The organism is Arthrobacter sp. P1_D4 (assembly GCF_056406115.1).
In genome coordinates, this window is sequence record NZ_JBFUAU010000003.1 from 175932 (window position 1) to 200449 (window position 24518).

Annotated in this window: 23 protein-coding genes; 10 read left to right on the plus strand and 13 right to left on the minus strand. The window is 67.3% G+C overall.

Annotation, left to right across the window (positions count from 1 at the left end; all coding sequences use genetic code 11):
* Positions 1 to 5: 5 nt before the first annotated feature.
* The 3 genes from AC1D0A_RS05085 to AC1D0A_RS05095 form a co-directional block, all read right to left on the minus strand.
* Positions 6 to 749, minus strand: coding sequence for a DedA family protein (locus AC1D0A_RS05085; RefSeq protein WP_476945332.1), 744 nt, complete (start codon positions 747 to 749; stop codon positions 6 to 8).
* 2 nt (positions 750 to 751) lie between these two features.
* A complete protein-coding gene (locus AC1D0A_RS05090) occupies positions 752 to 1561 on the minus strand; it encodes a phosphatase PAP2 family protein (RefSeq protein ID WP_476945306.1) in 810 nt (269 codons plus the stop codon).
* A 138-nt stretch (positions 1562 to 1699) separates the two neighbouring features.
* On the minus strand, positions 1700 to 2257 hold the full coding sequence (locus tag AC1D0A_RS05095; RefSeq protein ID WP_476945307.1) for a dihydrofolate reductase family protein: 558 nt from the start codon (positions 2255 to 2257) through the stop codon (positions 1700 to 1702).
* A 150-nt stretch (positions 2258 to 2407) separates the two neighbouring features.
* Here AC1D0A_RS05095 and AC1D0A_RS05100 point away from each other — a divergent pair, with 150 nt between their 5' ends.
* The gene (locus AC1D0A_RS05100; RefSeq protein WP_476945308.1) at positions 2408 to 3514 is read left to right on the plus strand and encodes a serine hydrolase; all 1107 of its coding nucleotides are present in this window, start codon (positions 2408 to 2410) and stop codon (positions 3512 to 3514) included.
* Between the two features lie 27 nt (positions 3515 to 3541).
* On the opposite strand, the gene AC1D0A_RS05105 is transcribed toward AC1D0A_RS05100, so the two are convergent.
* Genes AC1D0A_RS05105 through AC1D0A_RS05115 form a run of 3 tightly spaced genes read right to left on the minus strand, consistent with a single transcriptional unit; the run spans position 3542 to position 10339 of the window.
* Positions 3542 to 6682, minus strand: coding sequence for an efflux RND transporter permease subunit (locus AC1D0A_RS05105; protein WP_476943473.1), 3141 nt, complete (start codon positions 6680 to 6682; stop codon positions 3542 to 3544).
* A 1-nt stretch (position 6683) separates the two neighbouring features.
* Positions 6684 to 7151: an efflux RND transporter periplasmic adaptor subunit gene (locus tag AC1D0A_RS05110; protein WP_028276172.1), complete on the minus strand. Its 468-nt coding sequence runs from the start codon at positions 7149 to 7151 to the stop codon at positions 6684 to 6686.
* The gene (locus AC1D0A_RS05115) at positions 7148 to 10339 is read right to left on the minus strand and encodes an efflux RND transporter permease subunit (RefSeq protein ID WP_476945309.1); all 3192 of its coding nucleotides are present in this window, start codon (positions 10337 to 10339) and stop codon (positions 7148 to 7150) included. The genes AC1D0A_RS05110 and AC1D0A_RS05115 overlap by 4 nt, the downstream gene beginning before the upstream one ends.
* A 293-nt stretch (positions 10340 to 10632) precedes the next feature.
* Here AC1D0A_RS05115 and AC1D0A_RS05120 point away from each other — a divergent pair, with 293 nt between their 5' ends.
* Entirely contained in the window at positions 10633 to 10827 is a 195-nt protein-coding gene (locus AC1D0A_RS05120) for a DUF1918 domain-containing protein (RefSeq protein ID WP_243177309.1), read from the plus strand.
* A 15-nt stretch (positions 10828 to 10842) separates the two neighbouring features.
* On the opposite strand, the gene AC1D0A_RS05125 is transcribed toward AC1D0A_RS05120, so the two are convergent.
* Positions 10843 to 12297 (minus strand): DUF5129 domain-containing protein, encoded by a 1455-nt coding sequence (locus tag AC1D0A_RS05125; RefSeq protein ID WP_476945310.1) that lies wholly within the window; start codon positions 12295 to 12297, stop codon positions 10843 to 10845.
* A gap of 103 nt (positions 12298 to 12400) precedes the next feature.
* Here AC1D0A_RS05125 and AC1D0A_RS05130 point away from each other — a divergent pair, with 103 nt between their 5' ends.
* The 4 genes from AC1D0A_RS05130 to AC1D0A_RS05145 all read left to right on the plus strand — a co-directional run bounded on the left by AC1D0A_RS05130 (position 12401) and on the right by AC1D0A_RS05145 (position 14056).
* On the plus strand, positions 12401 to 12922 hold the full coding sequence (locus tag AC1D0A_RS05130; RefSeq protein WP_476945311.1) for an LpqB family beta-propeller domain-containing protein: 522 nt from the start codon (positions 12401 to 12403) through the stop codon (positions 12920 to 12922).
* Positions 12919 to 13122 (plus strand): DUF5671 domain-containing protein, encoded by a 204-nt coding sequence (locus tag AC1D0A_RS05135; protein ID WP_476945312.1) that lies wholly within the window; start codon positions 12919 to 12921, stop codon positions 13120 to 13122. Before AC1D0A_RS05130 ends, AC1D0A_RS05135 begins: the two co-directional genes overlap by 4 nt.
* 218 nt (positions 13123 to 13340) lie before the next feature.
* Positions 13341 to 13538, plus strand: a complete 198-nt coding sequence (locus tag AC1D0A_RS05140) for a YegP family protein (protein ID WP_243177313.1) — start codon at positions 13341 to 13343, stop codon at positions 13536 to 13538.
* Positions 13539 to 13588: 50 nt separating this feature from the next.
* Positions 13589 to 14056: an SRPBCC family protein gene (locus AC1D0A_RS05145; RefSeq protein ID WP_476945313.1), complete on the plus strand. Its 468-nt coding sequence runs from the start codon at positions 13589 to 13591 to the stop codon at positions 14054 to 14056.
* Positions 14057 to 14136: 80 nt separating this feature from the next.
* On the opposite strand, the gene AC1D0A_RS05150 is transcribed toward AC1D0A_RS05145, so the two are convergent.
* Positions 14137 to 15177: an isopenicillin N synthase family dioxygenase gene (locus AC1D0A_RS05150; protein ID WP_028276179.1), complete on the minus strand. Its 1041-nt coding sequence runs from the start codon at positions 15175 to 15177 to the stop codon at positions 14137 to 14139.
* A 151-nt stretch (positions 15178 to 15328) separates the two neighbouring features.
* On the opposite strand from AC1D0A_RS05150, the gene AC1D0A_RS05155 reads away from it, so the two are divergent.
* Complete coding sequence (locus tag AC1D0A_RS05155; RefSeq protein WP_476945314.1) at positions 15329 to 16444, plus strand: alkaline phosphatase family protein; 1116 nt, start codon at positions 15329 to 15331, stop codon at positions 16442 to 16444.
* Positions 16445 to 16505: 61 nt separating this feature from the next.
* Here the strand turns inward: AC1D0A_RS05155 and AC1D0A_RS05160 are convergent, their stop codons facing one another.
* Entirely contained in the window at positions 16506 to 17225 is a 720-nt protein-coding gene (locus AC1D0A_RS05160) for an endonuclease/exonuclease/phosphatase family protein (protein ID WP_028276181.1), read from the minus strand.
* Between the two features lie 186 nt (positions 17226 to 17411).
* Between AC1D0A_RS05160 and AC1D0A_RS05165 the strand changes: the two genes are divergently transcribed.
* Complete coding sequence (locus AC1D0A_RS05165; RefSeq protein WP_243177316.1) at positions 17412 to 18215, plus strand: thioesterase family protein; 804 nt, start codon at positions 17412 to 17414, stop codon at positions 18213 to 18215.
* Position 18216: 1 nt separating this feature from the next.
* Here the strand turns inward: AC1D0A_RS05165 and AC1D0A_RS05170 are convergent, their stop codons facing one another.
* The gene (locus AC1D0A_RS05170) at positions 18217 to 18600 is read right to left on the minus strand and encodes a DUF2177 family protein (RefSeq protein ID WP_028276183.1); all 384 of its coding nucleotides are present in this window, start codon (positions 18598 to 18600) and stop codon (positions 18217 to 18219) included.
* 16 nt (positions 18601 to 18616) lie between these two features.
* On the opposite strand from AC1D0A_RS05170, the gene AC1D0A_RS05175 reads away from it, so the two are divergent.
* Positions 18617 to 19363, plus strand: a complete 747-nt coding sequence (locus AC1D0A_RS05175) for a lipoate--protein ligase family protein (protein ID WP_476943480.1) — start codon at positions 18617 to 18619, stop codon at positions 19361 to 19363.
* Here the strand turns inward: AC1D0A_RS05175 and AC1D0A_RS05180 are convergent.
* The 3 genes from AC1D0A_RS05180 to AC1D0A_RS05190 all read right to left on the minus strand — a co-directional run bounded on the left by AC1D0A_RS05180 (position 19336) and on the right by AC1D0A_RS05190 (position 23685).
* Positions 19336 to 20934: a carboxyl transferase domain-containing protein gene (locus AC1D0A_RS05180; protein WP_476943481.1), complete on the minus strand. Its 1599-nt coding sequence runs from the start codon at positions 20932 to 20934 to the stop codon at positions 19336 to 19338. The two genes, AC1D0A_RS05175 and AC1D0A_RS05180, sit on opposite strands and share 28 nt — an antisense overlap.
* A complete protein-coding gene (locus tag AC1D0A_RS05185) occupies positions 20928 to 22193 on the minus strand; it encodes a CaiB/BaiF CoA transferase family protein (protein WP_476945315.1) in 1266 nt (421 codons plus the stop codon). Before AC1D0A_RS05185 ends, AC1D0A_RS05180 begins: the two co-directional genes overlap by 7 nt.
* A gap of 82 nt (positions 22194 to 22275) precedes the next feature.
* Positions 22276 to 23685: an SLC13 family permease gene (locus tag AC1D0A_RS05190; RefSeq protein WP_476945316.1), complete on the minus strand. Its 1410-nt coding sequence runs from the start codon at positions 23683 to 23685 to the stop codon at positions 22276 to 22278.
* 123 nt (positions 23686 to 23808) lie between these two features.
* Here AC1D0A_RS05190 and AC1D0A_RS05195 point away from each other — a divergent pair, with 123 nt between their 5' ends.
* Positions 23809 to 24516: a FadR/GntR family transcriptional regulator gene (locus tag AC1D0A_RS05195; RefSeq protein WP_028276186.1), complete on the plus strand. Its 708-nt coding sequence runs from the start codon at positions 23809 to 23811 to the stop codon at positions 24514 to 24516.
* Positions 24517 to 24518: the final 2 nt, after the last annotated feature.

Genomic DNA, 24518 nt, shown 5'->3' on the forward strand with positions numbered 1-24518 from the left:
GTCAGCTATTCTTCCGCGGCCATTTCCTCAGTCCGCAGTCCGGCCCCAGGTTCTTCTGCCGTGTCGCCGGCGGCTTTGTCTGCGGCTGCGGCGGCGCGGCGGGAGTTCCGGCGGCGTTTGAGGAGCTGTACCACCCCCGGCACGACGGAGACGAGCACCATGGCCACGACGATGGCGTCGATGTTCCTGGCGATGATGTCAAAATGCCCCAGCCAGGTGCCAAGCATCGTCACGGAGGCCGCCCAGGCGACGGCGCCGGTGATATTCCACAGGGTGAAGGATTTGTAGTCATAGCGCGCGGTCCCGGCGGTCAGTGGAGCAAACGTCCGGACCATGGGGACGAAGCGGGCCAGCACGACGGCGGCCCCGCCGTGGTGGCGGAAGAAGTCCTCCGTGGTGGTCAGGTGCGCTGTCTTCAGGATCCGGGCGTCGTCCTTGAACCATCGCCGGCCAAATTTCCGTCCGAGCATGTAGCCGACCTGGTCCCCGGCGACCGCGGCCGCGGTGACGACGCCGATCAGCACTGGCAACGTCAGTTGCAGCTGCTGGTGCAGAAGTCCTGCGGTGAACAACAGGGAGTCGCCGGGCAGGAAGGGAAAGAGCACGCCCGATTCGATGAAGACCATCACGGCGATCACACCCAGTGCGGCCGGGCCCAACCCGGCGAGCAGGCTTGCCGGGTCCAGCAGGGACAATGTTCCGGCGGCGTGGACGGCCGGAAGGGAGGCAAAAACGTCCAGGACGGGCATTCTCATTTCTCCTCGGCGCCCAGCGGCCGGCTGCCCGAACGGGCCCGGATCCGCTCCGCTATCCGTGGCGCGAGAAGGTTCCACAGTCCCGCGAGCAGGACCACGGCTGCGCTCGAGGCCAGGAACGACGCCGCGACATCCGTGGGGTAGTGGACGCCGATGTAAAGCCGTGACCAGGCTACGACGAGGGCCAGGAACGACGCCGCGACGGCCGTGACCTTGGCCCAGCGGGTTCCACGGGCCAGGAAGTACACTGCGAATCCCAGTGCCACAGCAAAGGACACGTGGCCGCTCGGGAAGCTGTTGGAACCCGTTTCCGGAGCCAGGGGATCGAACAGCAGGGCAGGGCTGGGCCGCTGGCGGGCCACGAGGAGCTTGAAGAATTCACTTGCCACCCAGCCGGATGATGCCACGAGGCCGAAGGCAATCGCCTTGGCCAGGCCGCCGCGGAACAGCCAGATGTACAGCGCCGCGGCGCCGATCAGCGCGAGGCCCGCCACCGGGCCAAACACGACATTCAGCGCCATCGCGACGGCGGTCAGGGCAGCGGCGTGGTGCTGGCTCAGGTCCTGATCGACCCCGAGCTCGGCGGCGCTGAAGCCGGGTGTCAGCTGCGCCGCCAGGCCCAATGCCACGACGGCGGCCGACAGCAGGACGCCCAGCACTAACCAGTGGCGGACCTGGGGGAGGGCCCACAGCCGGGGACCCGCGGCGGGGCGCACGGCGTCGGGACGGCTTGGTGCTCCACTTCGGCTGAGTGCTCCAGCACCGCCCAGCGGCGCATCGCTCTTAACAGGGGCAGGTCCAGTCATGGGATCCTCCGGCTCGGGACAAGGGCGCCCGGACAGGCGACGACTCCCACTCTTCCGCCAGCCCGTTAAGAAACGCTTAAGAAAGTGACGCGTCGCCGGCCGCAGCGGTGTGCCGCAAGCCCGGCTGCTCCGTGCCGGCTACGCGGCGTAGCGCAACAGCGCCACCCCGTTGCCGAAGGCGCGCGTCTCCAGCAGCCGGAGATGGGCCATGCTGTCCGCAGCCTTGAACGGGGGCCGGCCCCGTCCGATCAGGACCGGATGGACGTACAGCCAGTATTCGTCGATCAGCCCGAGCCGCCGGAAGGTGTCGGCCAGTTCTGCCCCGCCCAGGGCCAGGTCCCCGCCCGGCTGCTCTTTCAGGGCCAGCACTTCTTCCGGCACCACCTCCCGGACCACGGTGGTGTTCCAGGCGGCAGATGTCAGCGTCCGGGAGTAGACGATCTTGGGCATGTCCCGCCAGATCCGGGCGAACTCGGCCATCACTGAGCCGGCGGCCGGGTCCTGGTCCGCGGTGGGCCAGAACTCTTCCATCAGCTCGTAGGTGACGCGGCCGTCAAGGAAGGCACCCATGGTGCTGAGCTGTTGGTTGAAATGGCGGTGCAGCTCGTCGTCGACCATGTGCCAGCTAATGTCGCGGTCCGGGCCCTCGAAGAATCCGTCGAGGGACACCTGCATGGCCAGGATGATTTTGCGCATCGCCGCTCCTTACGTTTTCACCAGCGTACGCCGCTGCTTCGGAGGGCAGACCCACTTTTTCCCGGAGCCGTACCCTTGCGCGGGAAGCCGCCAGGGGGAAGAATGCTGGAAGTCTATGGCCCCACCGCGGTCAGTCACCTTCGGGGAAGCATGATGCCTGCGAACGATTCGAACAACAGCACGGGGCCGGTCCCGAAGCCTGAGCCGGCGCCGCGCCACTACCGCTCCGGCGGGCACCGGGCCAACGACGGTTCCCGGCCCGGTCCGCGGTCCCTCGCCCGGCGTGCGGGAAGGACCCGGCGACAGTATCTGACGGCGGCCGCCGTCGCACTCGCCCTTGTGGGTGCCGGCGTCTATGCAGGCGTCCAGGCGGCGCTACCCGTTGACCCGCCGGCCGCTGCAGCGACGCCGCCGGCGCCGGTCACGGATGCCGGCCGGACCGTTCCGCCTGCGTCTGACCTGCCCGCAACTGCTTCGCCAACTACTGCTTCGCCCGCGGTCGGCGCCGTCTCGGCGGCCGCCGGGAAGCCCGCTGAGATCCCCGCCGTGCCTGCCGTCGCGGTCCCGGCCATTGACGCGGAACTGGACAGCCAGATCAACGGGATCATCGCGGCCAACGGTGCCTATGCCCTGGGGGTGTCCTTGATCGATGTCTCCGACGGCGTGGTCCATGGCTATGGGATCCAGGACAAGTTTGTGGCCGCCAGCACGGCAAAGATTCTGGCCGCGTCGGCGTATTACCACCTCGTTGAGACCGGCCGCGCCTCGCTGACCGCCCCCATGGGCAACTCGACGGCCGGTACCCAGATCCGCCGGATGGTCCAGCAGAGCAACAACGACTCGTGGGCACTGATCCTGCGGGCGGTCGGCGCGCGGGGCATCACGGATTACGCCGCCTCGATCGGGATCACCTACGACCGCACGGTCAACCTTCTGACGCCCGCAGAAATGGCGAGGACCCTCCAGTTGCTCTACACGGGACAGCTGCTCAATGCCCGCAACACCGCCCAGCTCTTGTCCTATATGCAGAACACCAACTTTGAGACACTGATCCCGCCGGCGGTTCCGCCCGGAGTAGGGGTTCACCACAAGTACGGGCTGCTGTTCGGAAACCTGCATGACGCGGCCGTCCTGGACAAGGACGGCCGCGCCTTCGTGTTCGTCGTGTACACCCGCGGCAGGAATTACTCCGATATGGGCCCCCGCACCCAGATCATTCAGCAGCTCACCCGGACCGTGACCGCCGCCCTGTTCTGATGGTTGAGGTTCTGACGCCTGCCGCTGTTAGACGGACACCGGCCCGGCGGCAGCGCGTTCCTTCTCCCTGGTCTTCCTGGACTTGGCGAACCGGAGATAGAGCGAGGGCACGATGAACAGATTGAGCAAGGTGGAGGTGACCAGGCCGCCCAGGATAACCACGGCCATGGGGTGTTCAATTTCATGGCCCGGGATGTTGCCCATGACAACCAGGGGTACCAGGGCAAGCCCGGTGGCCAGGGTGGTCATGAGGATGGGCGAGAGCCGCTCCGCCGCCCCGCGCATCACCAGGTCGCGGCCGAAGGTTTGGCCTTCAAAGGTTTCCAGATGCTGGCAGTGGTTGATCAGCAGGATGCCGTTGCGCGCGGCGATCCCCATCACCGTGAGGAAGCCAACGAGGGACCCGAGGGACAGGACGCCGCCGGTCATGTAGGCGGCTATGACCCCGCCCACCAGGGCGACCGGCAGCGTCAGCAGCGACAGGACGGCCAGCCGCCAGCTGCGGAAGGACGCCTGCAGCAGCAGGAGGATCAGGACAAGTGCCGCCGCGGAGTAGATCATCAGGCGGTTCGTTGCCGCCTCGCGTTCGGTGTATTCGCCGAGCAGCTGCACGCTGTAGCCGGTGGGGAGCTCCAGGCTCTCCAGCCGCGATTTCAACTCACCGACCACTGTTCCCATGTCCGCACCGTTGGCCAGGAAGGATCCCACCTCGACGCGGCGGGATCCGTTGGTGCGGTCGATCTGGTTCGGCGTAGCCTGCAGGCTCACGTCCGCGACGTCGGCGAGGCGCACCCGCGCTCCGCTGGGCGTATCGATGGGCAGATCCTCGATGCTGGTGACGGAGGAGCGGGTGGCCGGGGTGCTCCAGACCTGGACGTCGTAGGCCCGGCCGTCCCGGAAGACGTCGCCGACCTCCTCGCCTGCCACGAGTGTCGCGGCCGCGCGCCGGACATCGCCCGGTTTGAGGCCGTACTTCTGCGCCGCGGCCAGATTAACCGTCACGGCAATCTGGGGGACTTCCACCTCGAGGGACACATGCGGGTCCTCGGTGCCCTCAATCGAGTCCATGATGGTCTTGACCCGTTGCGCCTGTTCCCGGAGCACATTGAGGTCGTCTCCGTAGACCCGGACCAGGATGGGTTCGCTGGCGCCGGTGATGACCTCTTCAATCCGCTCCTTCAGATAAGTCTGGACGTCACGGTGCAGCCCCGGGTAGCCGTTGACCACGTCCTCCACGGCGGCCACTGTCGCGTCGTAGTCGGCGTGGCGGTCGATGCTGATCCAGTGTTCGCCGGCATTGACACCGACGATCTCGTCCGCGGCAAATGCCTGCCCGATGTGCGTGCCGCAGTTCAGGACGCCGGGGACCTTGAGGAATTCCTCACAGCCGCGCTGGGAAATCCTGAATTCTTCGGCGGCAGACGTACCCGGTTCGGAGATCCAGTGCATCAGGAAGTCCCGTTCCTTGAACGTGGGGAACAGGGAAGAACCCATCAGGGGAGCGAGGACCAAACCCACCACCGCCAGCACGCCAAAGCCCGCGTAGCCGAACCGGGGCCGGTTCATGGCCTTGGACAGGGCGGCGTGGTAGCCGCGTTTGAGCACCCGGACCAGCGGCGCATCGCGTTCTTCGAGTTTGGCGTTGCCCAGCAGAATCAGGGCAAGAGCCGGCGTCACTGTCAGCGCCACGAACATCGAGGCCAGGACAGCCAGGGTGTAGGAGACGGCCAGCGGCCGGAAGAAGACGCCGGTCAGACCGTCCAGGAAGAAGATCGGTACGGCGGCGACCACAATGATCAGGGTCGCGTAAACGATCGGGCTGCGCATCTCCAGGGAGGCTTTCAAGACCACCGATGCCGCAGATTCGTCACTGCCCCGGGCGCGTCGCTGCCGCAGGCGGCGCATGATGTTCTCGACGTCGATGATCGCGTCATCGACCACGACGCCCACCGCAATGACCAGCCCCGCAAGGACCATCGTGTTGATGGAGCTGGACGTGAAGTAAAGCACCAGTGCGGCTGTAAGCAGGGACAACGGAATGGCGATGATGCTGATCAGGGCCGTGCGCCACTGGAAGAGGAACGCGACGAGGATCATGACCACCAGCAGGCAGCCCAGCAACAGCGCGATGCTGAGGTTGGAGATCGCCTCCTCGACGAAGCTGGCGGGCCGGAAGATCGTGGTGTCGAAGTTGATGCCGCGCAGGCCCGGCTGCAGCTCGTGGAGGGCCTCCTCCACGCCTTTGGTCACGTCCAGTGTGTTGCCCCAAGGCAGCTTCTCGACGATCAGCATGAGCCCGTGACCGTTGTTGATCACGGCGTCACCAATCAGCGGCTGATGGTCCTCGACAACCTGGGCAACGTCGCCCAGGTGCAGCGCCACGCCGTCCTTTTCCCGAATCGTCACCTGGGCCAGATCCGCGGGCGTCTGGATCGGCTGGACGTGGCGGACGCCCATCCTCTGGGTCGGACTGTCAATGAAGCCGCCGGTGCCGATGAAGCGTCCCGGCGAGTACTTCAGCAGCCCGGCGTCGAGGGCGCCGGCGGTGACTTCCATGACCTGGTTGAGGGAGACGTTCTGGGCCTTGAGCTTGTCAGGCTCCACCTGGACCTGCAGCATCTGGAGCCGCTCGCCCCAGATGGCCACGTTGGCCACCCCGGGGACCCGCAGCAGACGGGCCCGGATGGTCCAGTAGGACAGCATGGACATTTCGATGAGCGAATGTTCCGACGACGTCATCCCGATCTTCATCACGCGGCTGGTCGCGGACAGCGGCTGCAGCATCACCGGCGGGGCCGCCCACGTCGGCAGCGCCGCGGTCACCGACGCCATCCGTTCCGAGACGAGCTGACGGGCGTTGAGCAGGTCAGTGCCTTGATGGAAGAGCAGCACGATCGAGGACAGCTGGGGCACGGACTTGGACCGTATCTCGTCCAGGCCCGGCATGCCGCTCACGGCGGCCTCGATCGGCACACTGACGAGCTCTTCGACTTCCTGGGCGGTCAACCCGAGGCATGCGGTCTGGATTTCGACGCGCGGCGGGGCGAATTCCGGGAAGACATCCACGGATGCGGCGCCCAACTGCAGGGAACCGAGCAGCATCACGGCGCACGCGAGGGCGACAACAACCGTCTTGAAACGGAGGCTGATCCCGATGAGCCAGCGCATGTCACTCGGCCGTATCGAATTCGGTCCCGAGAAGTTCCTCGGCACCTGTCGTGACGACGACGGTCCCTGCCGGCGGCCCGTCCGTCAGGACGGCAACGTCGCCGTTGATGCGCTGGACCGTGATCGCTTGGCGGACATAGACCCGGGGCTCAGGGTTGGTGTAGACCCACGCCTTGCCCGAGCTGTCGTACAGGATGGCCCCGTAGGGGGCAGTGAGCTTCCCGGTCTTGGGATCCACTGCAATCACCGCTGTCGCGATCCCAACCCGTTCGACGGCGTGGTCGGTGAGGGTGAGCCGGTGAAGGTCCGTGCCCGGGACTTCAGCGATCGCCGCCGGTTCGCCTTCGGACGGTGCGGCCTCCGGTGCCTGGGCGCAACCTGTAGCGGAGAGCGCCGTGAACGCCGTCACGATCAATGCAGTGATGAAAACCGCGACCTTGTTGCCCCGCGGCGAAGGTGTGGAGTTCATGACCCATCCCGGCTTTCAGTTGGTGCAGCGGTGCCCGGGCCGGCCGGCGCGCCGGGTGCCTGCTGCGGCTCGAACCGAAGCAGCACAGCGGGCACGACAAACAGGGTGAAGAAGGAAGTTGTCAGCAGGCCTCCCCAGATGATCACGGCCAGCGGCAGGATGATTTCCGCTCCGACGACGCCGCCCAGCAGGACCAGGGGCAACAGCACCAGGGCCGTGATCACGGTGGACATCAGGACGGGTCCCAGCCTCTCCCTGCTTCCGCGGACCACCAGCGCGGGCCAGGGCGCTTCAGCATCGGTTGCCCGCAGGTCCCGTACGTGGCTTGCCAGCAGGAGGGCGCCGCGGACGGCGATACCCAGGACTGCGGCGAAGGCGACCAGGGCGACCAGGGCGTTGACGCCCCCGGTGGCCTGGGCGGCCAGCACGCCGCCGGACAGTGCCAGGATCAGGCCCAGGAAGAGCGGGGCGGCGAGCCGCCAACTCCCCGTCGCCGTTTGCAGCAGCACCAGGATGCCGGCTGCGGCGACCGCAGCGAGCAGCCAGAGCCACTGGTAATTACTTTGCTGCTGGGCGTACTGGGTGAGGATCTCGGCGTGGTAGGACATCGGGAACTGCATCTGCTGCAGGGACGCGTTGATGTCACGCTGGATGTCGCCCAGCGGGCGACCCTGGATGTCAGCCTTCACGTCAATGCGGCGCGAGGTGTCATCGTGCAGGATCACGGATTCATTCCCGACCATGGTCACCTGCGCGACGTCGCCGAGGCGGGCGTGCCCGCCGTTGGGGGTGTCGATGATCAGGTTGCGGACGCTGTCCAGGCTGCTGCGGGTGGCCGCGGCGCCCTTGACGATGACGGAGAAGACTTTCTGCTCTTCGTACAGGTTGCCGACTTCAATGCCCTGCAGGAGGGCGGCTGCCGCGCGCCGGACGTCGCCGGGGACGACGCCGGCCTTTTGGGCCGCGGCGAGGTTCACCTTGACTTCGGCGATGGGCTGTTCGGCGGGCAGGTCGACGTGGGGATTAGCCACCCCGGCCGTGTGCTCCAGGATTGTTTTGACCTCCGCCGCCTTCTGCCGCAGGATCGCCGGGTCGAGTCCGAACACCCGGACGGCAAAGCCGCTGTCGGCTTCTTCCCGGATCTGGTCGATGCGTTCCTGCGGGTAGGTGGAGACCTTGCTGGTCAGGCCCGCATAACCGGCGATCACGCGGTCGACGGCGGCGGCCGTGTCGGCGTAGGCCGCCTCGGGGGCCACGGTCACCCACAGCTCGCCGGAGCTGACGTCGCCGACCTGATCGGAGGTGATTGCGCGCCCGATGTGTCCGCCAACGTTGGCCACGCCCGGCAACGTGCGCAGTTCGTCGGCCGCCGCCTCGGTGATCCGGCTCATTTCCTGGTCCGAGGTTCCGGCGATCGCGCTCCAGTGCACCACCAGGGTCTTGTCCGCCAGGACGGGCACCACGGGATGGGTTCCGGCCAGCTGGGGTGCGAGTGCCAGTCCGGCCAGCGCCACAACGGCGGCGGCGAACACCCACCGGGTTTTCCCTGCCAGTCGCTTCACGTAGCCGCCGTAGGCGCCTTCAAGCCGCCTGAGGGACCGCCTCTCCGGGGCCTTGGAACCCGCGGGAAGGACGAACGCGAGGGCGGCCGTGACGGTGAGGGCGACGATCATCGAGACAACCAGGGCGATCAGGTAGCTCTGCACCAAGGGTCCGAACAGGGCGCCGTTCTCACCCGGGATGAACAGTGCGGGCGCGAGGGCCAAAGCCATGATCAGCAGTGAGTAGAGCATTGGCGTGCGGGCTGCCCGCAGGGCGCCCGGGATCACTGAATCACGTGGCTGCCCATCCTGTGCCGGCGTGGACTCAGTCCCGCCGTCGGCCGTTTCGCGGCGGGACTTGGCCTCGGCCCTTCGTGCCCGGGCGATGCCGCTGAGGTCTTCCGCGACGTCTCCGACGATGACCGCCAGTGCCAGCACCAGGCCGGCCATGACCATGGTGTTCATCCCGGTGCCGCGCCAGTCGAGCACCAGCGCCGCCGCGGTCAGCGACACCGGGATCGTGATCAGGCTGATCAAGGCGGTGCGCCAGGAGCGGAAGAAGGCCCCAAACAGGGCGACAATGAGCAGCAGTGTCACGAGCAGGGCGGCGCCGAGCGTCCCGATTTCTTCGTCGATAAAGGACGCCTGCCGGTAGACGCTTGTATCTATCGCGACCCCGGGCAGGCCGGGCTGGAGTGCGTGCAGGGCCTCGTCAACGCCCCGGGTCACGTCCATCGTGTTGGTCTCCGGGAACTTCTCGATGACCAGCAACAACTCGGCTTCCTTGCTCAGCAGGGCATCGCCGATCAGCGGCTGGTGGTCTGTTGACACCGTGGCCACGTCTTTGAGCAGGAGATTGCCTGGCGCACCCTGGACGGGGACCTGGCCCAGGTCCTCCGGCGTGGTGATCGGCAGGACATGCTGGACACCGATCCGCTGGTGTCCCGTCTCGAAGAAGCCGCCGGTGCCGGGTGTGGACGCCTCCAGGTAGCTCAGTGGCGAGACCCACACGGAGTTGCCGGTCGTCTTGATGATTTCATCCAGCGTGACGCCCTTGGCTTCGAGCTGCGCCGGGTCCACCAGGACCTGGAGTTGCTGGTCGCGCTGGCCCCAGATCGCCACGTTGGCGACGCCTGGCACGGCCAGGAGCCCGGGTTTCATGGTCCAGCGGGCCAGGACGGACATGTCGATGGCCGACATGTCCTTGGAGGTCAGCCGGATCATCATGACCCGGCTGGTCGAGGACAGCGGTTGCATCAGCACGGGCGCCGCCGAAACATTGGGCAGTGCGCGAGCCTGGGTCAGCCGCTCCGAGACCAGCTGGCGTGCGCGGAGGAGGTCGGTCCCCGGCTTAAAGACCATCTGGATCGAGGACAGGCCAGGGACGGATTTGGACCTGATGGCCTCCACCCAGGCGACGCCGTTCAGCAGGTCGGCTTCCATGGGTGAGGTGATGAGCTGCTCAACCTCGGCGGCCGACAGTCCCAGGGCTTCGGTCTGGATCTCCACCTGGGGCGGGGCAAATTCCGGGAAGGCGTCCACGGACATGCTCGGCAGGCTGGTGAGCCCGAAGGCCAGGATTCCCGCGGCTGCTGCCAGGACCAGGAGCCTGAACTGCAGCGTCCAGCGCACGATTGCCCGCATCATGGCCGGTACCCCGCAAGCCCCACAGGAGTGTGCACGTCAAGGTCGGTGAAGCTTCGGCGTCGTCGGCAGCCCGGGCCGTCGGGATGGGCGGAGGGACGGAGCCGGTCGTGGAGCGGTCCTGCCGCGAAACCGATCACCGGGAAAAGGGTGCTGACTGCTTTTCCTGCTTGGCCAACTGCACATTTACGGTTCACGGCGCGGCTCCTCAACCTCAGGCCATAGCGCCCCCCAGCCGATAAGAGCCATAATGATCTTCGGGCACACAGGCGTCAATAGAGATACAGGTGATCGCCATGAAAGCAGTCGCAGGGGACCGCATCGTCATCCGGGGGACCACGGTCGAATCCACGGACCGGCACGGTCTGATCCTTGAAGTGAAGGGTGCCGACGGTGCGCCGCCGTACCTGGTCCGGTTCGACGACGGCCACGAGACGATCATGTTCCCCGGTGGAGATTTCGCCGTCGAAAAGGCCGCGAGCGGGCCCTAAGTCCGTTAGCGCGCCCTAGAAACTCGACGAACTTCCGGACCCGGAAAAGCTTCCGCCGCTGGACCCGTACCCGGTGGTGGTGCCGCCGCCGCGCGCGCTGCTGACGCTGCTGACGCCGCTGCTGAAGCCGGTGTTGAAGCTCGGGACCGAGAAGAAGTAGTAGGACGGGTACACCGTTCCGAGGATGCTCGGCTCGTACGTGCGGCCGTATCTTGCCTTCGTTCCCGCCTGCGCGCTGTCCATTTCCTCGCGCATGAGCCCGGCTTCCTTCTCATTGCGGGCAAAGGCCTGGATCAGGGTGTCGGCGTGACTTTTCAACAACTCCGAGAGGTGGGTCCGGGCGTCACGCAACCGGTCCAGCGCCGTTTCGGGTGTGATGGAGCCGTCCGCCAGTTCCGTCGACCAGCGCTCCATGTTACGCCGGCTTTCATCGCGGAAGGACCGCAGTGCCACCGCCGTCGCTGAGGTTCCCTCGGCCCGGCGCTGGCTGAGCAGGTCTTCTACGCCGTCCAGATCGTTGCGGAACGGCGCGAGCTGGCGGTCCCAGGCGGCCGCCCAGGACGAGCCCCGGTTGAGCAGGGCATTGGTATCGGCGATCACGTCGTCCAGGGCGTCGAGTTCGGCCGCGGCATCGGCGTAACTCCGGACCAGTTTGAGGTTGGGCCGGCGGCTCAGGTCCCGGCTGCCAAGGGCGTGTACCTGGTTGGAAAGTTCGGTGGCCGTGCCGTAGCGGTTCACGAACGTGCGGTGTTTTTCCAGCACCGTGCTCCCGTACCGGGAGGACTCGGGAATGGTGCTGGCGTTGAGCTCGGTCACCTGCAGGTCCATGCTGACACTGGCGTAGCTGGCGTCGCCCCGGGCCAGTTCCTTCCGGCTGGACACCCGGGTCCGCCACCGCACGATCAGCCACGCCGCGGCTGCGCAGACCGCGGCGGCCACCGCCGCCCAGGCTGTGACGAGGAAGGCTGTGGAACGGTACCACGGCTGATTGATGAGTTCGGCGCCGCGGCGGATCCCGGCAATGGTGCCCTCGGTCCACTGCGCGTCGCGAAGCAGCTCTTTGGCGGCGCTCTGGATGTCCTCGCGCTGTTCGGGGGAGACCTTCCGGTCCTCACCCATGTACGTCCCCACATGCCGGCCCACCGGATCCAGGGCGAAGATGAACAGTCCGTCTGCCCACTTCTGCCCGTCAGCACTGATCCATTCGGGATGTTCGGTGCGGGCGAACCGCAGGACTTCTTCGTTCAGATTGTCGGCGGCAGTGCCGTTATAGGTGTACACCGCAACTTTGGTGGGCTCATAAAAGTCGGTGGCCTGTACCGCCGGCAGCAGCGTCCGCTGGTCCAACACCCCGGCGCGGTCTTCGACGACGACGGCGGTCGGCGTCGTGGCGAGCGCGGCCGGGGCGCCGCCGAGAAGGCCGGCCATCAGTACAACAGCAGCGGCGAGGGCGTTGCGCATGATTCCCATTTTCCGAGCGTAGTGGCTGGCTTCGGCCGCGTCGACGCGGACGCCGCGGAAAGGGGACGAAAGACATCGTGACCGTGCGCTGGACGGCGTCCATACTTTGGCCATGAGGCCGCCGCCTGAAGGACCGCCGGAGGAGCCCGGCCCGGAAAAGCCGGGGGAGGCGGGGGAGCCGCGCCGCACCAGGCCTGGCCGGACCCTGCTGGCCATCATGGCCGCGATCGCGGTGATCGTGATCATCGCGCTGGCAGTGGTCTTCACCCGCAGGGAGCCCGCGCCCCTGGCCGAGTCAACGCCCGCCGGCGTCGCGCAGCGCTATGCCGCAGCCGTCATTGCCGGGGATGAGACGGCCGCCTCTGCCTACCTGACGCCGGCCGCCCGGAGCAAGTGCACAACCGGGGCCCGCCCTTCGGCCCGGAACCTGCGAGTCACGCTGGTGTCCACCACCGAGCGGCCGGAATCCGCGGACGTGAGGGTGCTCATCACTGTGTCCGAGCCGGGCGGTCCCTTCGGCAGCGCCGAATACCAGGTGGAGGACGCGTTCGATCTCGTTCGGGCGGGCAATGGCTGGCTGATCGACACCGTGCCCTGGCCGCTGGCAGTGTGCACCGGCGAGGCGAAGCAATGAGCGCCCAAGGGACAGTGCGCCGGCTCATCACCTACGAGCTGCTGTTCGCACTGGTGGTGACAACCGCCGTCGGGCTCAGCGGACTGCTGGGCCGCCTGCTGGTGGCGGGGACAGAGCTGGCCCCGGACGACGTCGCCGGGCTCGCGCGCTCGCTGGCGTTCGCCCTGATTGGCGGGCCGCTCGCGGCCCTTTTGTGGTAGGCGGTGTGGCGGCGGCTCGAGGACCCGGAGGAGCGGTCCGCCATCGGCTGGGGTCTCTACCTGGCAGGTGCCTACCTGCTCGCAGGGCTGACCGGCCTGTCCTGAGCCTGGTCGGGCCAGGCAACCGAAGGACTCTGGTCAGCCGGTTGCGGCGGCGCTAATCTGATCCGTGCCGGCTCCCCGGCCGGCCACAACAACGGAGAAATCAGGGATGCACCATGGCTGGCAAGTATGAGGTCTACAAAGACAAGTCCGGCGGATTCCGGTTCCGGCTTAAGGCCTCCAACGGCGAGGTGATCGCCTCCTCGGAGAGCTACAAGACCAAGGCGAGTGCCATGGGCGGGGTCGAGTCCGTCAAGAAGAACGCGGCCTCGCCGGTGGTCGATCTGACGGAGGCAACTGCTGAGAAGGGGTGAACCCGCAGGGCACGCGTCCGGTTGGGCCGGTCACCGCCTAGGATTGCCGCATGTCTACTTATGAAGTTACCCGCAGCGCAGTCATTCCAGCCCCGGCGCAGGACATCTTTCCGCTGGTCAACAGCTTCCACGAATGGACCAAATGGTCCCCTTGGGAGGCCGTTGATCCGGCCATGGAACGGAGCTACTCCGGCAGCGACTCCGGCGTCGGTGCCAAATACACCTGGAGCGGAAACCGCAAGGCAGGCTCCGGCACCATGGAAATCGTGGACACGGCCGAGCCGCGCAACATCAAGATCCGTCTGGAATTCACCAAGCCCTTCAAAGCGGTCAACCCCACCTCCTTCACGTTCGCGCCCTCCGGTGACGGCACCCAGGTCACCTGGACGATGACCGGGGAGAACAAGGGCATCGGCAAAGTGTTCGCCCTGTTCATGAACATGGACAAAATGGTCGGCGCTGACTTCGAAAAGGGCCTGGCCGCGCTGGCCGGCGCCGTGAAACAGCGACAGGCCTGAGCGGGGGGACGCCGCCGGGCGGGCCGTTCGGGCCGGGCGGCTCGTCATTCCCGGCACGTTGGCCGGTGTGCTGCTGCCGTTCAGGCCTGCCCGGTGGTCCGGACCAGTTCCGGGTGATGAATCCGGGCGACCTCGGGGTGGGCCCGCAGCCAGCCCTTGAGCACGTTTGCGCCGTAGGACGCGAGCATCGGATTGTCCGGATCATCGGTGACCCCCCGGGACCGGGCCGCGAGTGCGGGAGGCAGGGGCACTGGCTCAATGACGGCGTCAAGCCGGGGCGAGAAGAAGAAGGGGACCGTGTAGCGGTCGACGCCGGCCGGGGGCGCCTCGACGCGGTGGATGGTGGCGGCCAGGTAACCCTGGGTCGCGACTTCGAGCATTTCGCCCAGGTTGATGACCAGGGCCCCCGGAATGGGTTCGACTGGAATCCAGCTGTCCGTGCCCGGCGGGAGTACCTGCAGGCCGCCGACCTGGTCCTGGAGCAACAAGGTGACGAAGCCGTAGTCCGCGTGCGCGCCGACACCCTGCGGACCGGCATCGGCGACGACGCCGCCGACGTAGTGGACCAACTTGGCCATCCAGGCAGGTGAGTCCCGGAAGGGTTCATCGAAGTATCCTTCGGGCAGTTCCAGCGACACGGCGATGGCGCTGAGCAATTCGGCCCCGACGCCGGACATCCGTTCCGCCCAGGCCATGCACACGGTGCGCAGCTCGGGCAACGCCCGGTCCGGCATCAGGTTCGGCCCTTGGACCAGCCAATACGGCTGATCCGGCGGGTAGTCCTCGACGGCGGGGCGCTCCGGTCCAAAATCCAGCTGCTCCCGCGCGTCCGGCCGCCCCTGGGTGATTTCGTGGCCCAGCCGCGTGTAACCGCGGAAATGGGGCGAGAGCCGGTTGTCCAGTTCCAGCCGTGATTCAAGCGGAAGCTCGAAGAAGCGCCGCGTGACGTCGAAGAGCTCGTCCACCTCGGCGGCAGGGGCCCCGTAACCCGTCAGCTGGAAGAAGCCCACCCGGTGCGTGGCGTCGCGCAGTGCATCAATAAACGCCGGGTCAAACGTGCCGTCCCGCCCCCTGGCGGTACTCAGGTCCAGGAGCGGAATGGAATCCGATGGTGCGCCCATGAGTGCAAACTACCACCACAGCATTCACTACTGAACTCATTCCCAGCAACTGTGCAGGGTCCTCGCGGGTTTTCTTGACCGCGGTGTGAAAGAGTGCAGACACTGAAGCCGCCAAGGCCACGCTGACAGGTCAATCAGAAAGCCGGAATCCATGAGCCGGACTGCCACGAAAAATAATCGACGAATCGCCGCGCGGCTGCTTGTTGCAGCAGTCCTGGTGGCATCGGCGGCGGCGTGCGAGCCGGGGCCGCCGGGCGGCAATCCGGGTCCCACTGCCGGGGGCACCGCCACCGCGGGGGCGGCGTCGAAGCCCGGGCACGTGTTCGTCATCAATCTCGAGAACAAGGGCTACAACAAGGTGTGGGGCGCAGGCTCGGAGGCCCCCTACCTGTCGCAGACGCTCCGCAGCCAGGGTGTCCTGCTTTCCAAGTACTACGGGATCGCCCACAATTCGAACCCGAATTACCTGGCCCAGATCTCCGGCCAGCCGTCCAACGCCATGACGAGGGAGGACTGCCCCACCTACGCCGCGTTTGAGCTGACGGGGACGGGCGCGCTCGGCTTGGCGGAGGGCGCCGGCTGCGTCTATCCGGCCTCGGTCCCCACGGTCGCCGGGCAGCTCAGTGCCGCAGGCAAGACCTGGAAGGGCTACATGGAAGACATGGGCACGCCGTGCCGTCATCCCGACCTCGGCGGGCATGACACCAGCCAGGGCGCCAAGGTGGGTGACCAGTACGCAACGCGGCACAACCCGTTCGTGTATTTCCAGGCCATCACCTCGTCGCCGGACTGCCAGAGCAACGTGGTGGACTTCAGCGAACTCCGCGGTGACCTCCAGTCGGTAGCCACCACCCCCAACCTGTCCTACATCTCACCCAATCTTTGCAATGACGGCCACGACAACCCCTGCGTCGACGGCAGTGCAGGCGGACTGGCCACCGCCGACACTTGGCTGAGCCAGCAGGTCCCGGCCATCCTGGACTCCCCGGCCTTCAAACAGGACGGGATGCTGGTGATCACCTTCGACGAGTCCGAGGGCAAGACAGTTGGGCCCTCAGGGCTGCTGCCCGGAGGAACGGCCGGCGGCAGGATTGGTGCACTGGTCCTCTCGCCGCTCACCAAGGGCGGCACGACGTCGGACCGGCCGTACAACCACTTCAGCCTCCTGGCCAGCATCGAAGACGCCTTCTCGCTCCCGCGCCTCGGATACGCCGGGGCGCCGGGCCTGGACAGTTTCGGCGGGGACGTCTTCAATGCGGGGTCCTAGCGCGTCACCTATCTCCTAGCGGCAGCGCCGGCGGTCAGCACCGACCCGGCAGGACCGGCCGCTAATGCTCCGCAGGTCCCGAACCGTTGGGGGGCGCCTCCTGGCCGTATTCGGCCGAGATCAGGATGGGCAGGTGGTCCGAGGCGCCGCGGGGCAGCGTCTCCACGCTTTCGATCTCCAGCCCCTGGGAAGTGGCAAAATCAAAATGGCCCTTGAAGACCTTGTACCGGGTATAGGTCCGGCGGTCACTCATCGTGAGGTCGTAGCCGGCGTCCTTCATCTTCTCGGTCAGGGACTTGGTGAAGAACGGATAGTTGAAGTCGCCCACCATCAGTGACATCAGCCCGCCACCCATGCTGAGCAGCTCGGCGTGGGCGGCATGGATCTGGTTCCGCCGCAGAGAGTTCGACGCCGTCAGCGGCGCCGCGTGGAAGGACGCGATGACGAGTTCGTGGTCGGTCTCGTTGTCGGTCACACGAGTGCCGATGAGCCGCTCGTGCGCGGGGGAGAGGACACGGTCGTGCATGGACTTCTTAAGGGCGAAGGTCTTGGTCTCGTAGGCCGTGAAACGGCTCATGCGGTAATAGATCGCCAGGCCCAGCCGGTTGCCCTTGGTGGAATCGGCCAGGTGCAGATCCCCGATGGTCTCCGGCAGATCGTCCGTATCGCACTCCTGGAGGCACAAAGCATCAATCTCGAAATCACGTGCCAGATCGACCAGCTCGCCGCTGGCCGCGTGCTTGCGGAGGTTGTAGCTGATGACTCTAAGCAGGGGGAGCACCTCTTCGGTGAATAGTCGTTAAAACCTCACCCGAGTCTACCCAGTCCGAGCGGATCGGTTGGGAACAAGCGCAGCGCGCGTCCGGGGTCCGCGCCGGATCGGAGCCGGAAACACAGCGGCCGGGATCACGGAAAGCGCAGCAGGATAGTGTGTTCTGGAATCACCAGCCATGCGAAAGGGCGGACGTTGACTGCTGCACTACCGGAACTTGCCGAGGGCGATTTCTACTACGAGGCCTTGGGGGACGGGCGGTTCCGCTCCACCATCCACGCCCAAGGCGCCTGGAACGAACACGAGCAGCACATGGCCCCCGCGTCCGGCATCATGGCCGACCGCCTGGCCCGGCACGAGCCCCGCGAAGATATGCGCATGGCGCGGCTCAGCTACGAAATCCTCGGGCTGATCCCCGGCGGTGAGTTCGAGATCGTGACCTCCACCCTGCGCCCGGGCCGGACCATCGAACTGGTGCAGGCCGAGCTCGTTTCCGGCGGGCGCACGGCCATTCGCGCCACGGCCTGGCGGATGATCACCTCTGACACGTCCGCCATCGCGGCCTTCGAGGATCCCAGGATTCCGGCGCCGGAGGACTGCGAGCCGTACGACGCCGCGGCCGTCTGGCCCGGCGGCTACATCGCCTCCCTGCACATGCGGATCGCCGAGGGCCACCGGGCGGGCTCGGGAACCGTCTGGCTCCGCACCGACTACCCGCTGACAGACCGGGCGGACAGCGGCGACCTCGCCCGGCTGGTCGGCCTCGTGGACACGGCGAACGGCATTGCCGCCCGGGTCCCGCCGGGCAAGGGCAGCTACGCCTTCCCCAACCTGGACCTGCAGATCCACATGTACCGGCAGCCGGAGGGGGAGTGGCTGGGGCTGGACAACGAAGTCACGTTCGGTACGGACGGGATCGGGCTCACCTCCACGGTGCTGCATGACCTCACAGGCCCGTTCGGACGCGCGGAACAGATCCTGACGCTGCGCAGGTCCTAGCTCAGTGGAAGACGAGCCAGCCGGCCAACGTGGCCAGCGCCGTCAACACGGCACCCCACAGGATGTCCACGACGATCAGCTGCCACGGCCACGTCTTGAGCGTGGCGGCATTTGTCAGATCGTAGGTGGCGTAGCCAAACACGCCCAGCGCGGCACCGTAGCCCACAGCGCTGAGCCAGCTGCCGCCGTCGAGCGCTGGCGTCAGGGCAAAGAACACGATCCCGGCAATGTAGATCACGTAGAACACCACCGCGTAACCTAGATTGGGCTTGTCGGCCATCAGGTCACCAATCTGGCGGCGGTAGAACGGGTTCATCGTCTTGAGCCAGATGGCGTCGATGACGGCGAATGCGGCGGCTACGACGAGGAATTGCAGAATGACCATAAGGGAGCATAACAACATGCCGCAGGCGCCAGCCGGGTCCCGGACACTGACGGTGGTGCGGCAGCAGGAATCACTTGGCGCCGCGGCCGACCTCGACTTCGCGCTCGGGCTCCTCCAGAAGGTCAAGACCGGCTCACTCGGTCCCACCTTGCGGCTGTACCGGCCGGTCCCCACGGTCGCCTTCGGCCAGCGCGACACGCACCTGCCCGGCTTCGAGGCCGCCGCTAACGCCTGCCGGCAGCTGGGCTTCGAGCCGCTGGTCCGCAAGGCCGGAGGCCGCGCGGCGGCCTACCACGAACGAACGCTCGTCATCGATCACCTGGAACCCGATGCGGACGCGATTGCCGGGGCCAAGGGGAGGTTTTCGCGGTTCGGCGAACTGCTCGCCGGGGCACTGCGCGACGCCGGCGTGGATGCCGGCGTCGGCGAGATCCCGGGGGAGTACTGCCCCGGGGAGTTCAGCGTGCACGGCAGCGACCCGGAGGTCCCCGAACACCGAATCAAGCTGGTCGGCACCGCCCAGCGGGTGGTCGCCGGCGGCTGGCTCTTCAGCTCCGTGATCGTGGTGGCGGACTCCGCCCCGATCCGCGCGGTCCTGGAGGCCAGTTACGCCGCCCTCGGCCTCGAATGGGACCCCGCGACGGCCGGCGCGGCCGATGACCTGGTGCCGGGCCTCGACGTCGATGCGGTCGAGGCCGCGGTGATCGCCGCCTACGGACGCTACGCCCCGCTCAGCTACGCGGAGTTCTCGAGCCTGCTCTGAGCCTCATCCAGCGGTGACCCCGCCGGGCGGCGTCCCGCCACTGGCGCAAGGACGCTGCCCAGATTGCGGTACTTCGCCAGACGCCCGGGGAGCAGTTCGTCGACTCCTGCGGTGGAGAGCATGGCGAGTTCGTATTCAATGGCCCGGCCGAGGCGCTGGCAGAAGGCCTGCGCCTCGTCGGCGGCATCGGGCCGTTCGTCCACGATGTGCTCCACAAGTCCGTTGGCGTGCAGCGACGCGACGTTGACGCCCTGGGCCTCGGACATGGCCGCGGCGAAGCCCGTGCTCCGGTGGACGATCGCGCTCGCGCCTTCCGGCGGCAAAGGAGAGAGCCAGGCGTGCTGGGCGGCGATGGTGCGGTCCGCGGGCAAGAGGGCCAGTGCCCCGCCGCCGGATCCTTGTCCGAGCAGTACGGACACCGTGGGTGCGTTGAGTCCGATGAGGTCGTGCAGGGAGCGGGCGATCTCGCCGGCCAGGCCGCCTTCCTCGGCCTCCTGGGACAGGGCGGCACCGGCGGTGTCGATGATGGTGACCAGCGGGAGCCCGAGTTCCTCGGCGAGGCGCATGCCACGCCGGGCCTCCCGGAGGGACGCCGGCCCCACCGCGGTCTGTCCCATGCCCGTCGGCCGCGTCGCCCGGGGCCGGGTGTGGCCGATCACGACGCAGGATTCCCTGCCGAAACGGGCCAGGGCCAGCTGGAGGCCGGGCTCCTTTTCGCCCTGGCCGGTGCCGTTGAGCGGCAGAACATCCCGGGCCCCGTGCGCCAGCAGTTGCCGGACATCCGGCCGGCGGGGGTCGCGGGAAATACCGATCGATTCCCAGGCGCCGGCGCCGGACGGCTTCACGGACAGCGTGGCGGGCGCGGCGACCGGCGGGCGGGGGCCGGTGACCAGGATGCCCAAGGCGCGGTCGACGACGTCGGACAGCTGCCAGGGAGGGACCACCGCGTCAATCAGCCCTTTGTCGAAAAGGTTCTCGGCCGTCTGAACGTTCTCCGGGAACGGGGTGGCGTGGAGGGCCTCGTAGACCCGGGGTCCGAGGAAGCCGAGCAGGGCGCCGGGCTCGGCGGCGGTGATATGGCCGAGGGACCCCCACGAGGCCATGACGCCTCCCGTGGTGGGATGACGCAGGTAGACCAGGTAGGGCAGTCCGGCCTTGCGGTGGGTGCGGACGGCGGCGCTGATCTTGACCATGGAGAGGAACGCGATGGTCCCTTCCTGCATGCGGGTCCCGCCCGACGCGGGGCCGGCGAGGAGGGGCAGGCCTTCGCGGGTGGCCCGTTCGACGGCGGTGACGATCCGTTCCGCGGCGGCCTGGCCGATGGAGCCGGCGAGAAACCGGAACTCGCTGACGATGACGGCCACCCGGCGGCCCCGGATCAGGCCTTCGCCGGTAAGGACGGATTCGTCCACGCCGGTCCTGGCCCGGGCGGCGGCCAGTTCCTGCCGGTACTCGGGGCCGGGATCGGGGTCCACCACGGGCGCGTCCCAGCTGCGGTAGGACCCGGGATCGAGGACCGCGGCGATGAGTTCGGTGGCGTCCAGGTGCCGGACCTTCTGCCGGGTCAGCATGCCCGGGGGCCTTCCTGGCCGGCGACTGTGGCCGCGCCTGCTCGGGCGCCGGCTGGGGTGCCGGGTGTCAGCCCCAGCCACCGCCGGACCTGCTCCCCATCCTGGTCCAGCAGCGGCGGTGCGGTGTGGGACGTCAGCGTGGTTTCGTTGGTGCCGGCGGCGCTGAAGAACCGCAGCGGCGGGCCGGGCAGGCTCACGGTGCCGAGGATCTTATGCTCGACGTCGATCACCAGACCCTGCGAGTGGACCTGTTCCCATTCGTAGACTTCGTCCAGGGTTCTGACCTTGCCGGCCGGGATGCCGGCGTCGTTGAGTTTGGTGAGCAGCGGCTCGGCCTCGAAATCGGAGAACACCTGCTCCACTTCTTCGATGACTTTCTCGCGGTTGCGCACGCGGTCCGCATTGGTGGCGAACTCCGGCCGCGCGGCGTCGATCCCGAACGTCGAGGCGAACGTCTTCCAGAGCTTCTCGCTTCCCACGCTGATCTGCACCCTGCCCTGCCGGCAGTGGAACAGTCCGTAGGGGGCAATGGACGGGTGGTGGTTGCCCTGCGCCTGCGGCACTTCGCCCGCAACCGTGGCCCGGGTGCCCTGGAAGGCATGGACCCCGATCAGGGCCGCGAGCAATGAGGTGCGGACGATCTGGCCCTGGCCGGACCGCTCACGCTGGAGCAGCGCCGCGAGGGTGCCGAACGCCCCGTACATGCCAGAGAGGAGGTCGGCGATGGGGACCCCGACCCGCTGCGGATCGTCCGGCCCGGATCCGGTCAGGGACATCAGCCCGGCCTCGCCCTGGAGGATCTGGTCGTAGCCGCTGCGCTGGGATTCGGGCCCGTCGTGCCCGAATCCTGTGATGGAGAGGACCACCAGTGCCGGATTCAGGGTGTGCATCTGCGCGGCGGAGAATCCGAGCCGGTCCAGGACGCCGGGACGGAAGTTCTCGATGACCACGTCGGCGCGTTCCAGCAGCTCCCGCAGCACTGCCCGCCCGTCGTCGCTCTTCAAGTCCAGGGCAATGGATTCCTTGTTGCGGTTGCAGGACAGGAAATACGTGGCCTGCGGATCATCCTCGGGGCCCACGAATGGCGGCCCCCAGCCGCGGGTGTCGTCGCCGGTGCCGGGGTTCTCCACCTTGATTACCCGCGCGCCGAGGTCAGCCAGCATCATCCCGGCATGCGGGCCGGCGAGGGCGCGGCTCAGGTCTACTACGAGATAGCCGGTGAGGGGGCCTTCGGCGTCGGGCATGGGTTCGGTGCTCATGGACGTGTTCCTTCATTGGTCGGTCGTGGCGGGTGCGCGGTGGGCTTGCGCGGTTGGTTGATTTGTCGGCTACATCCAGCGGTCACATCCAGCCCGGGACTACCATGACCAGCCAGGCGACGGCCGGTCCGACGGCGACGACGATGCCGCTGTAGGCCAGGATCTGCTTGTAGAACCTGTCCTTGTCCACGTCCTCGGGCGCGTTGGCCAGGACCAGGGCGCCGTTGGTGGAGAACGGGGACACATCCACGATCGTTGAGGCCACGGCCAGGGCGGCGATCACGCCGACGGCGCCGACCTCGCCGGTGGCCAGAAACGGCACCGCCAATGGAATGAGGGCCGCGAGGATGGCAGTGGAGGAGGCGAAGGCCGAGACGATGGCACCGATGTAGCAGATCAGCAGGGCGGCGAGCAGGGGCATGCCGAGATCCGCCACTCCGCCGGACACGAATGCGATGGTGCCGGCTTCTTCGAGGACTCCCACGAACGTGAGCATGCCGCAGATAAGCAGGACCGTGGACCAGCTGATCTTGTTGACGGCGCCCTTCTGCGCTGCGGGAGACACCAGGGCGAGGACGATCGCGATGGTGATTGAAACAAAGCCGACGTCCACCTTGAATCCGAGCGAGATGACGGCCAGGGCGATCAGGCCAAGGATGGTGATGAGCTGGGGCATGGATGCACGGGCGCCGCTGGCCGGAGGTGCGCCGGCCGGGGCGGGACCGGCGGCCGAGGATGTTCCAGAGCCTGAGGTGCCCTTGGCCGAGACGCCGGCGGCGGAGATGTCGGACCCGGATCCCTGCAGCGTGACGCCGGCCGCGCGGGCACCCACGCTGACGGACAGGCGCTTTTCTGCGGCCTGTTCCACCAGCCGCCCGCCCGGGGTGGACAGCAGTTTGCCACCGCCGAGGACGACAAACAGCACCAGCGCGATGGCCAGGTTGAAGAGGAAACTCGCCAGGAAGATCGCCATCGGGTTGGCGTCCAGCTCCGTCCTGGCAATGATGCTGTTGACGGTGACGCCATAAACGGCGATGGGGGAGAAGCCGCCGGCCTGCGCGCCGTGGATCACCATCATGCCCATCATGAGCGGATTGATTTTGTGTTTGGCGGCGAAGCTGAGGGCGATCGGCGCGATGATGGCCACGGCGGCCGGGGAGAGGGCGCCGACGGCGGTAATCACCGCGGTGATGGCGAACATGACCCACGGGATCAGGGCGACCTTGCTGCCGACCAGCCGGACGGCGCCCCGGACCAGCAGGTCGATGGTGCCGTTGTTTTGCGCGATGGCGAACAGGTAGGTAACCCCGACGATGGTCAGGAACAGGCCGCCGGGGAAGTTGGCCAGGATGTCGTTGGTGGACATCCCCAGCACCACGGAGCCCAGCAGGAAGGCGCCGACGAAGGCCAAGGCACCCATGTTGAGTGGCAGCACCGTGGCCAGAAGGAACATCACCGCCAGGATGATGATGGACAGGACGGGAGCGGACATCGTTGTTCCTCCGGATCGAAGTGGGTCGTTACTGGCTTAGTGGCCTAGCCTCCTAGACACTAGGTGTCTTTGTCAATAGTTCTCCGGTAGTCTTAGGGGTCAGGACAGGCTGGAAGGACGCGCATGGCAAAGCAGGCGGCAACGCATCAGATTTCCCGCGTTTCGCGGCCCCGGCTTTACGAGCAGCTGGTGGAGCAGATCATGGACTTCATCGAGTCCGCCCAGCTGGGCCCCGGGGACACATTGCCGGCCGAACGGGAACTTGCCGAGCGGTTGGGTGTTTCGCGTGCCACTCTGGCGCAGGCCCTGGTGGCCCTCGAGGTGCTTGGCGTGATCGACGTCCAGCACGGCACCGGAGCGGTGCTGGTCTACCGGCCGAACGTTCCATCCGTGATCAAAGGCCTCCGCGAACACCGGAGCCGTCTGCCCGAGATCGTTGAGGCGCGGAGCACGCTGGAGGTCAAGCTGGCCGAACTGGCCGCGGCCCGCCGCACGGAGCAGGACATGGACGCGATCGATCACGCCCTCGAAGCCATGGCGGCAGAGGTCGCCTCGGGAGACCGCGGCGCACGCGGCGACGAGCTGTTCCACCAGGCCGTCACCGCCGCGGCCCACTCGGCGGTCCTGGCCCAGCTCATGACCTTCATTGCCGGCATGGTCCTGGAAACGCGCCTCGAATCGCTCGGACAGCCCGGCCGGCCGGAGCAGTCGCTCGCCTCCCACCGCAAGATCGCCGACGCGATCAGGTCCGGGGACTCGGCGGCCGCCGCGGCGGCGATGCTGGAGCACATTGATCTTGTCTCCGACGTTGCCCTCCTGAAGAACAGCTAGAC

Coding starts and splice junctions, on each gene's coding strand:
- AC1D0A_RS05100 (WP_476945308.1), top strand. CDS start 2,408: ATGATGCCTGCGAACGATTCGAACAACAGCACGGGGCCGGTCCCGAAG.
- AC1D0A_RS05170 (WP_028276183.1), bottom strand. CDS start 18,600: ATGGTCATTCTGCAATTCCTCGTCGTAGCCGCCGCATTCGCCGTCATC.
- AC1D0A_RS05145 (WP_476945313.1), top strand. CDS start 13,589: ATGTCTACTTATGAAGTTACCCGCAGCGCAGTCATTCCAGCCCCGGCG.
- AC1D0A_RS05135 (WP_476945312.1), top strand. CDS start 12,919: ATGAGCGCCCAAGGGACAGTGCGCCGGCTCATCACCTACGAGCTGCTG.
- AC1D0A_RS05155 (WP_476945314.1), top strand. CDS start 15,329: ATGAGCCGGACTGCCACGAAAAATAATCGACGAATCGCCGCGCGGCTG.
- AC1D0A_RS05085 (WP_476945332.1), bottom strand. CDS start 749: ATGCCCGTCCTGGACGTTTTTGCCTCCCTTCCGGCCGTCCACGCCGCC.
- AC1D0A_RS05185 (WP_476945315.1), bottom strand. CDS start 22,193: ATGAGCACCGAACCCATGCCCGACGCCGAAGGCCCCCTCACCGGCTAT.
- AC1D0A_RS05095 (WP_476945307.1), bottom strand. CDS start 2,257: ATGCGCAAAATCATCCTGGCCATGCAGGTGTCCCTCGACGGATTCTTC.
- AC1D0A_RS05125 (WP_476945310.1), bottom strand. CDS start 12,297: ATGGGAATCATGCGCAACGCCCTCGCCGCTGCTGTTGTACTGATGGCC.
- AC1D0A_RS05175 (WP_476943480.1), top strand. CDS start 18,617: ATGCCGCAGGCGCCAGCCGGGTCCCGGACACTGACGGTGGTGCGGCAG.
- AC1D0A_RS05195 (WP_028276186.1), top strand. CDS start 23,809: ATGGCAAAGCAGGCGGCAACGCATCAGATTTCCCGCGTTTCGCGGCCC.
- AC1D0A_RS05090 (WP_476945306.1), bottom strand. CDS start 1,561: ATGACTGGACCTGCCCCTGTTAAGAGCGATGCGCCGCTGGGCGGTGCT.
- AC1D0A_RS05105 (WP_476943473.1), bottom strand. CDS start 6,682: ATGCGCTGGCTCATCGGGATCAGCCTCCGTTTCAAGACGGTTGTTGTC.
- AC1D0A_RS05115 (WP_476945309.1), bottom strand. CDS start 10,339: ATGATGCGGGCAATCGTGCGCTGGACGCTGCAGTTCAGGCTCCTGGTC.
- AC1D0A_RS05120 (WP_243177309.1), top strand. CDS start 10,633: ATGAAAGCAGTCGCAGGGGACCGCATCGTCATCCGGGGGACCACGGTC.
- AC1D0A_RS05150 (WP_028276179.1), bottom strand. CDS start 15,177: ATGGGCGCACCATCGGATTCCATTCCGCTCCTGGACCTGAGTACCGCC.
- AC1D0A_RS05140 (WP_243177313.1), top strand. CDS start 13,341: ATGGCTGGCAAGTATGAGGTCTACAAAGACAAGTCCGGCGGATTCCGG.
- AC1D0A_RS05180 (WP_476943481.1), bottom strand. CDS start 20,934: ATGCTGACCCGGCAGAAGGTCCGGCACCTGGACGCCACCGAACTCATC.
- AC1D0A_RS05190 (WP_476945316.1), bottom strand. CDS start 23,685: ATGTCCGCTCCCGTCCTGTCCATCATCATCCTGGCGGTGATGTTCCTT.
- AC1D0A_RS05110 (WP_028276172.1), bottom strand. CDS start 7,151: ATGAACTCCACACCTTCGCCGCGGGGCAACAAGGTCGCGGTTTTCATC.
- AC1D0A_RS05130 (WP_476945311.1), top strand. CDS start 12,401: ATGAGGCCGCCGCCTGAAGGACCGCCGGAGGAGCCCGGCCCGGAAAAG.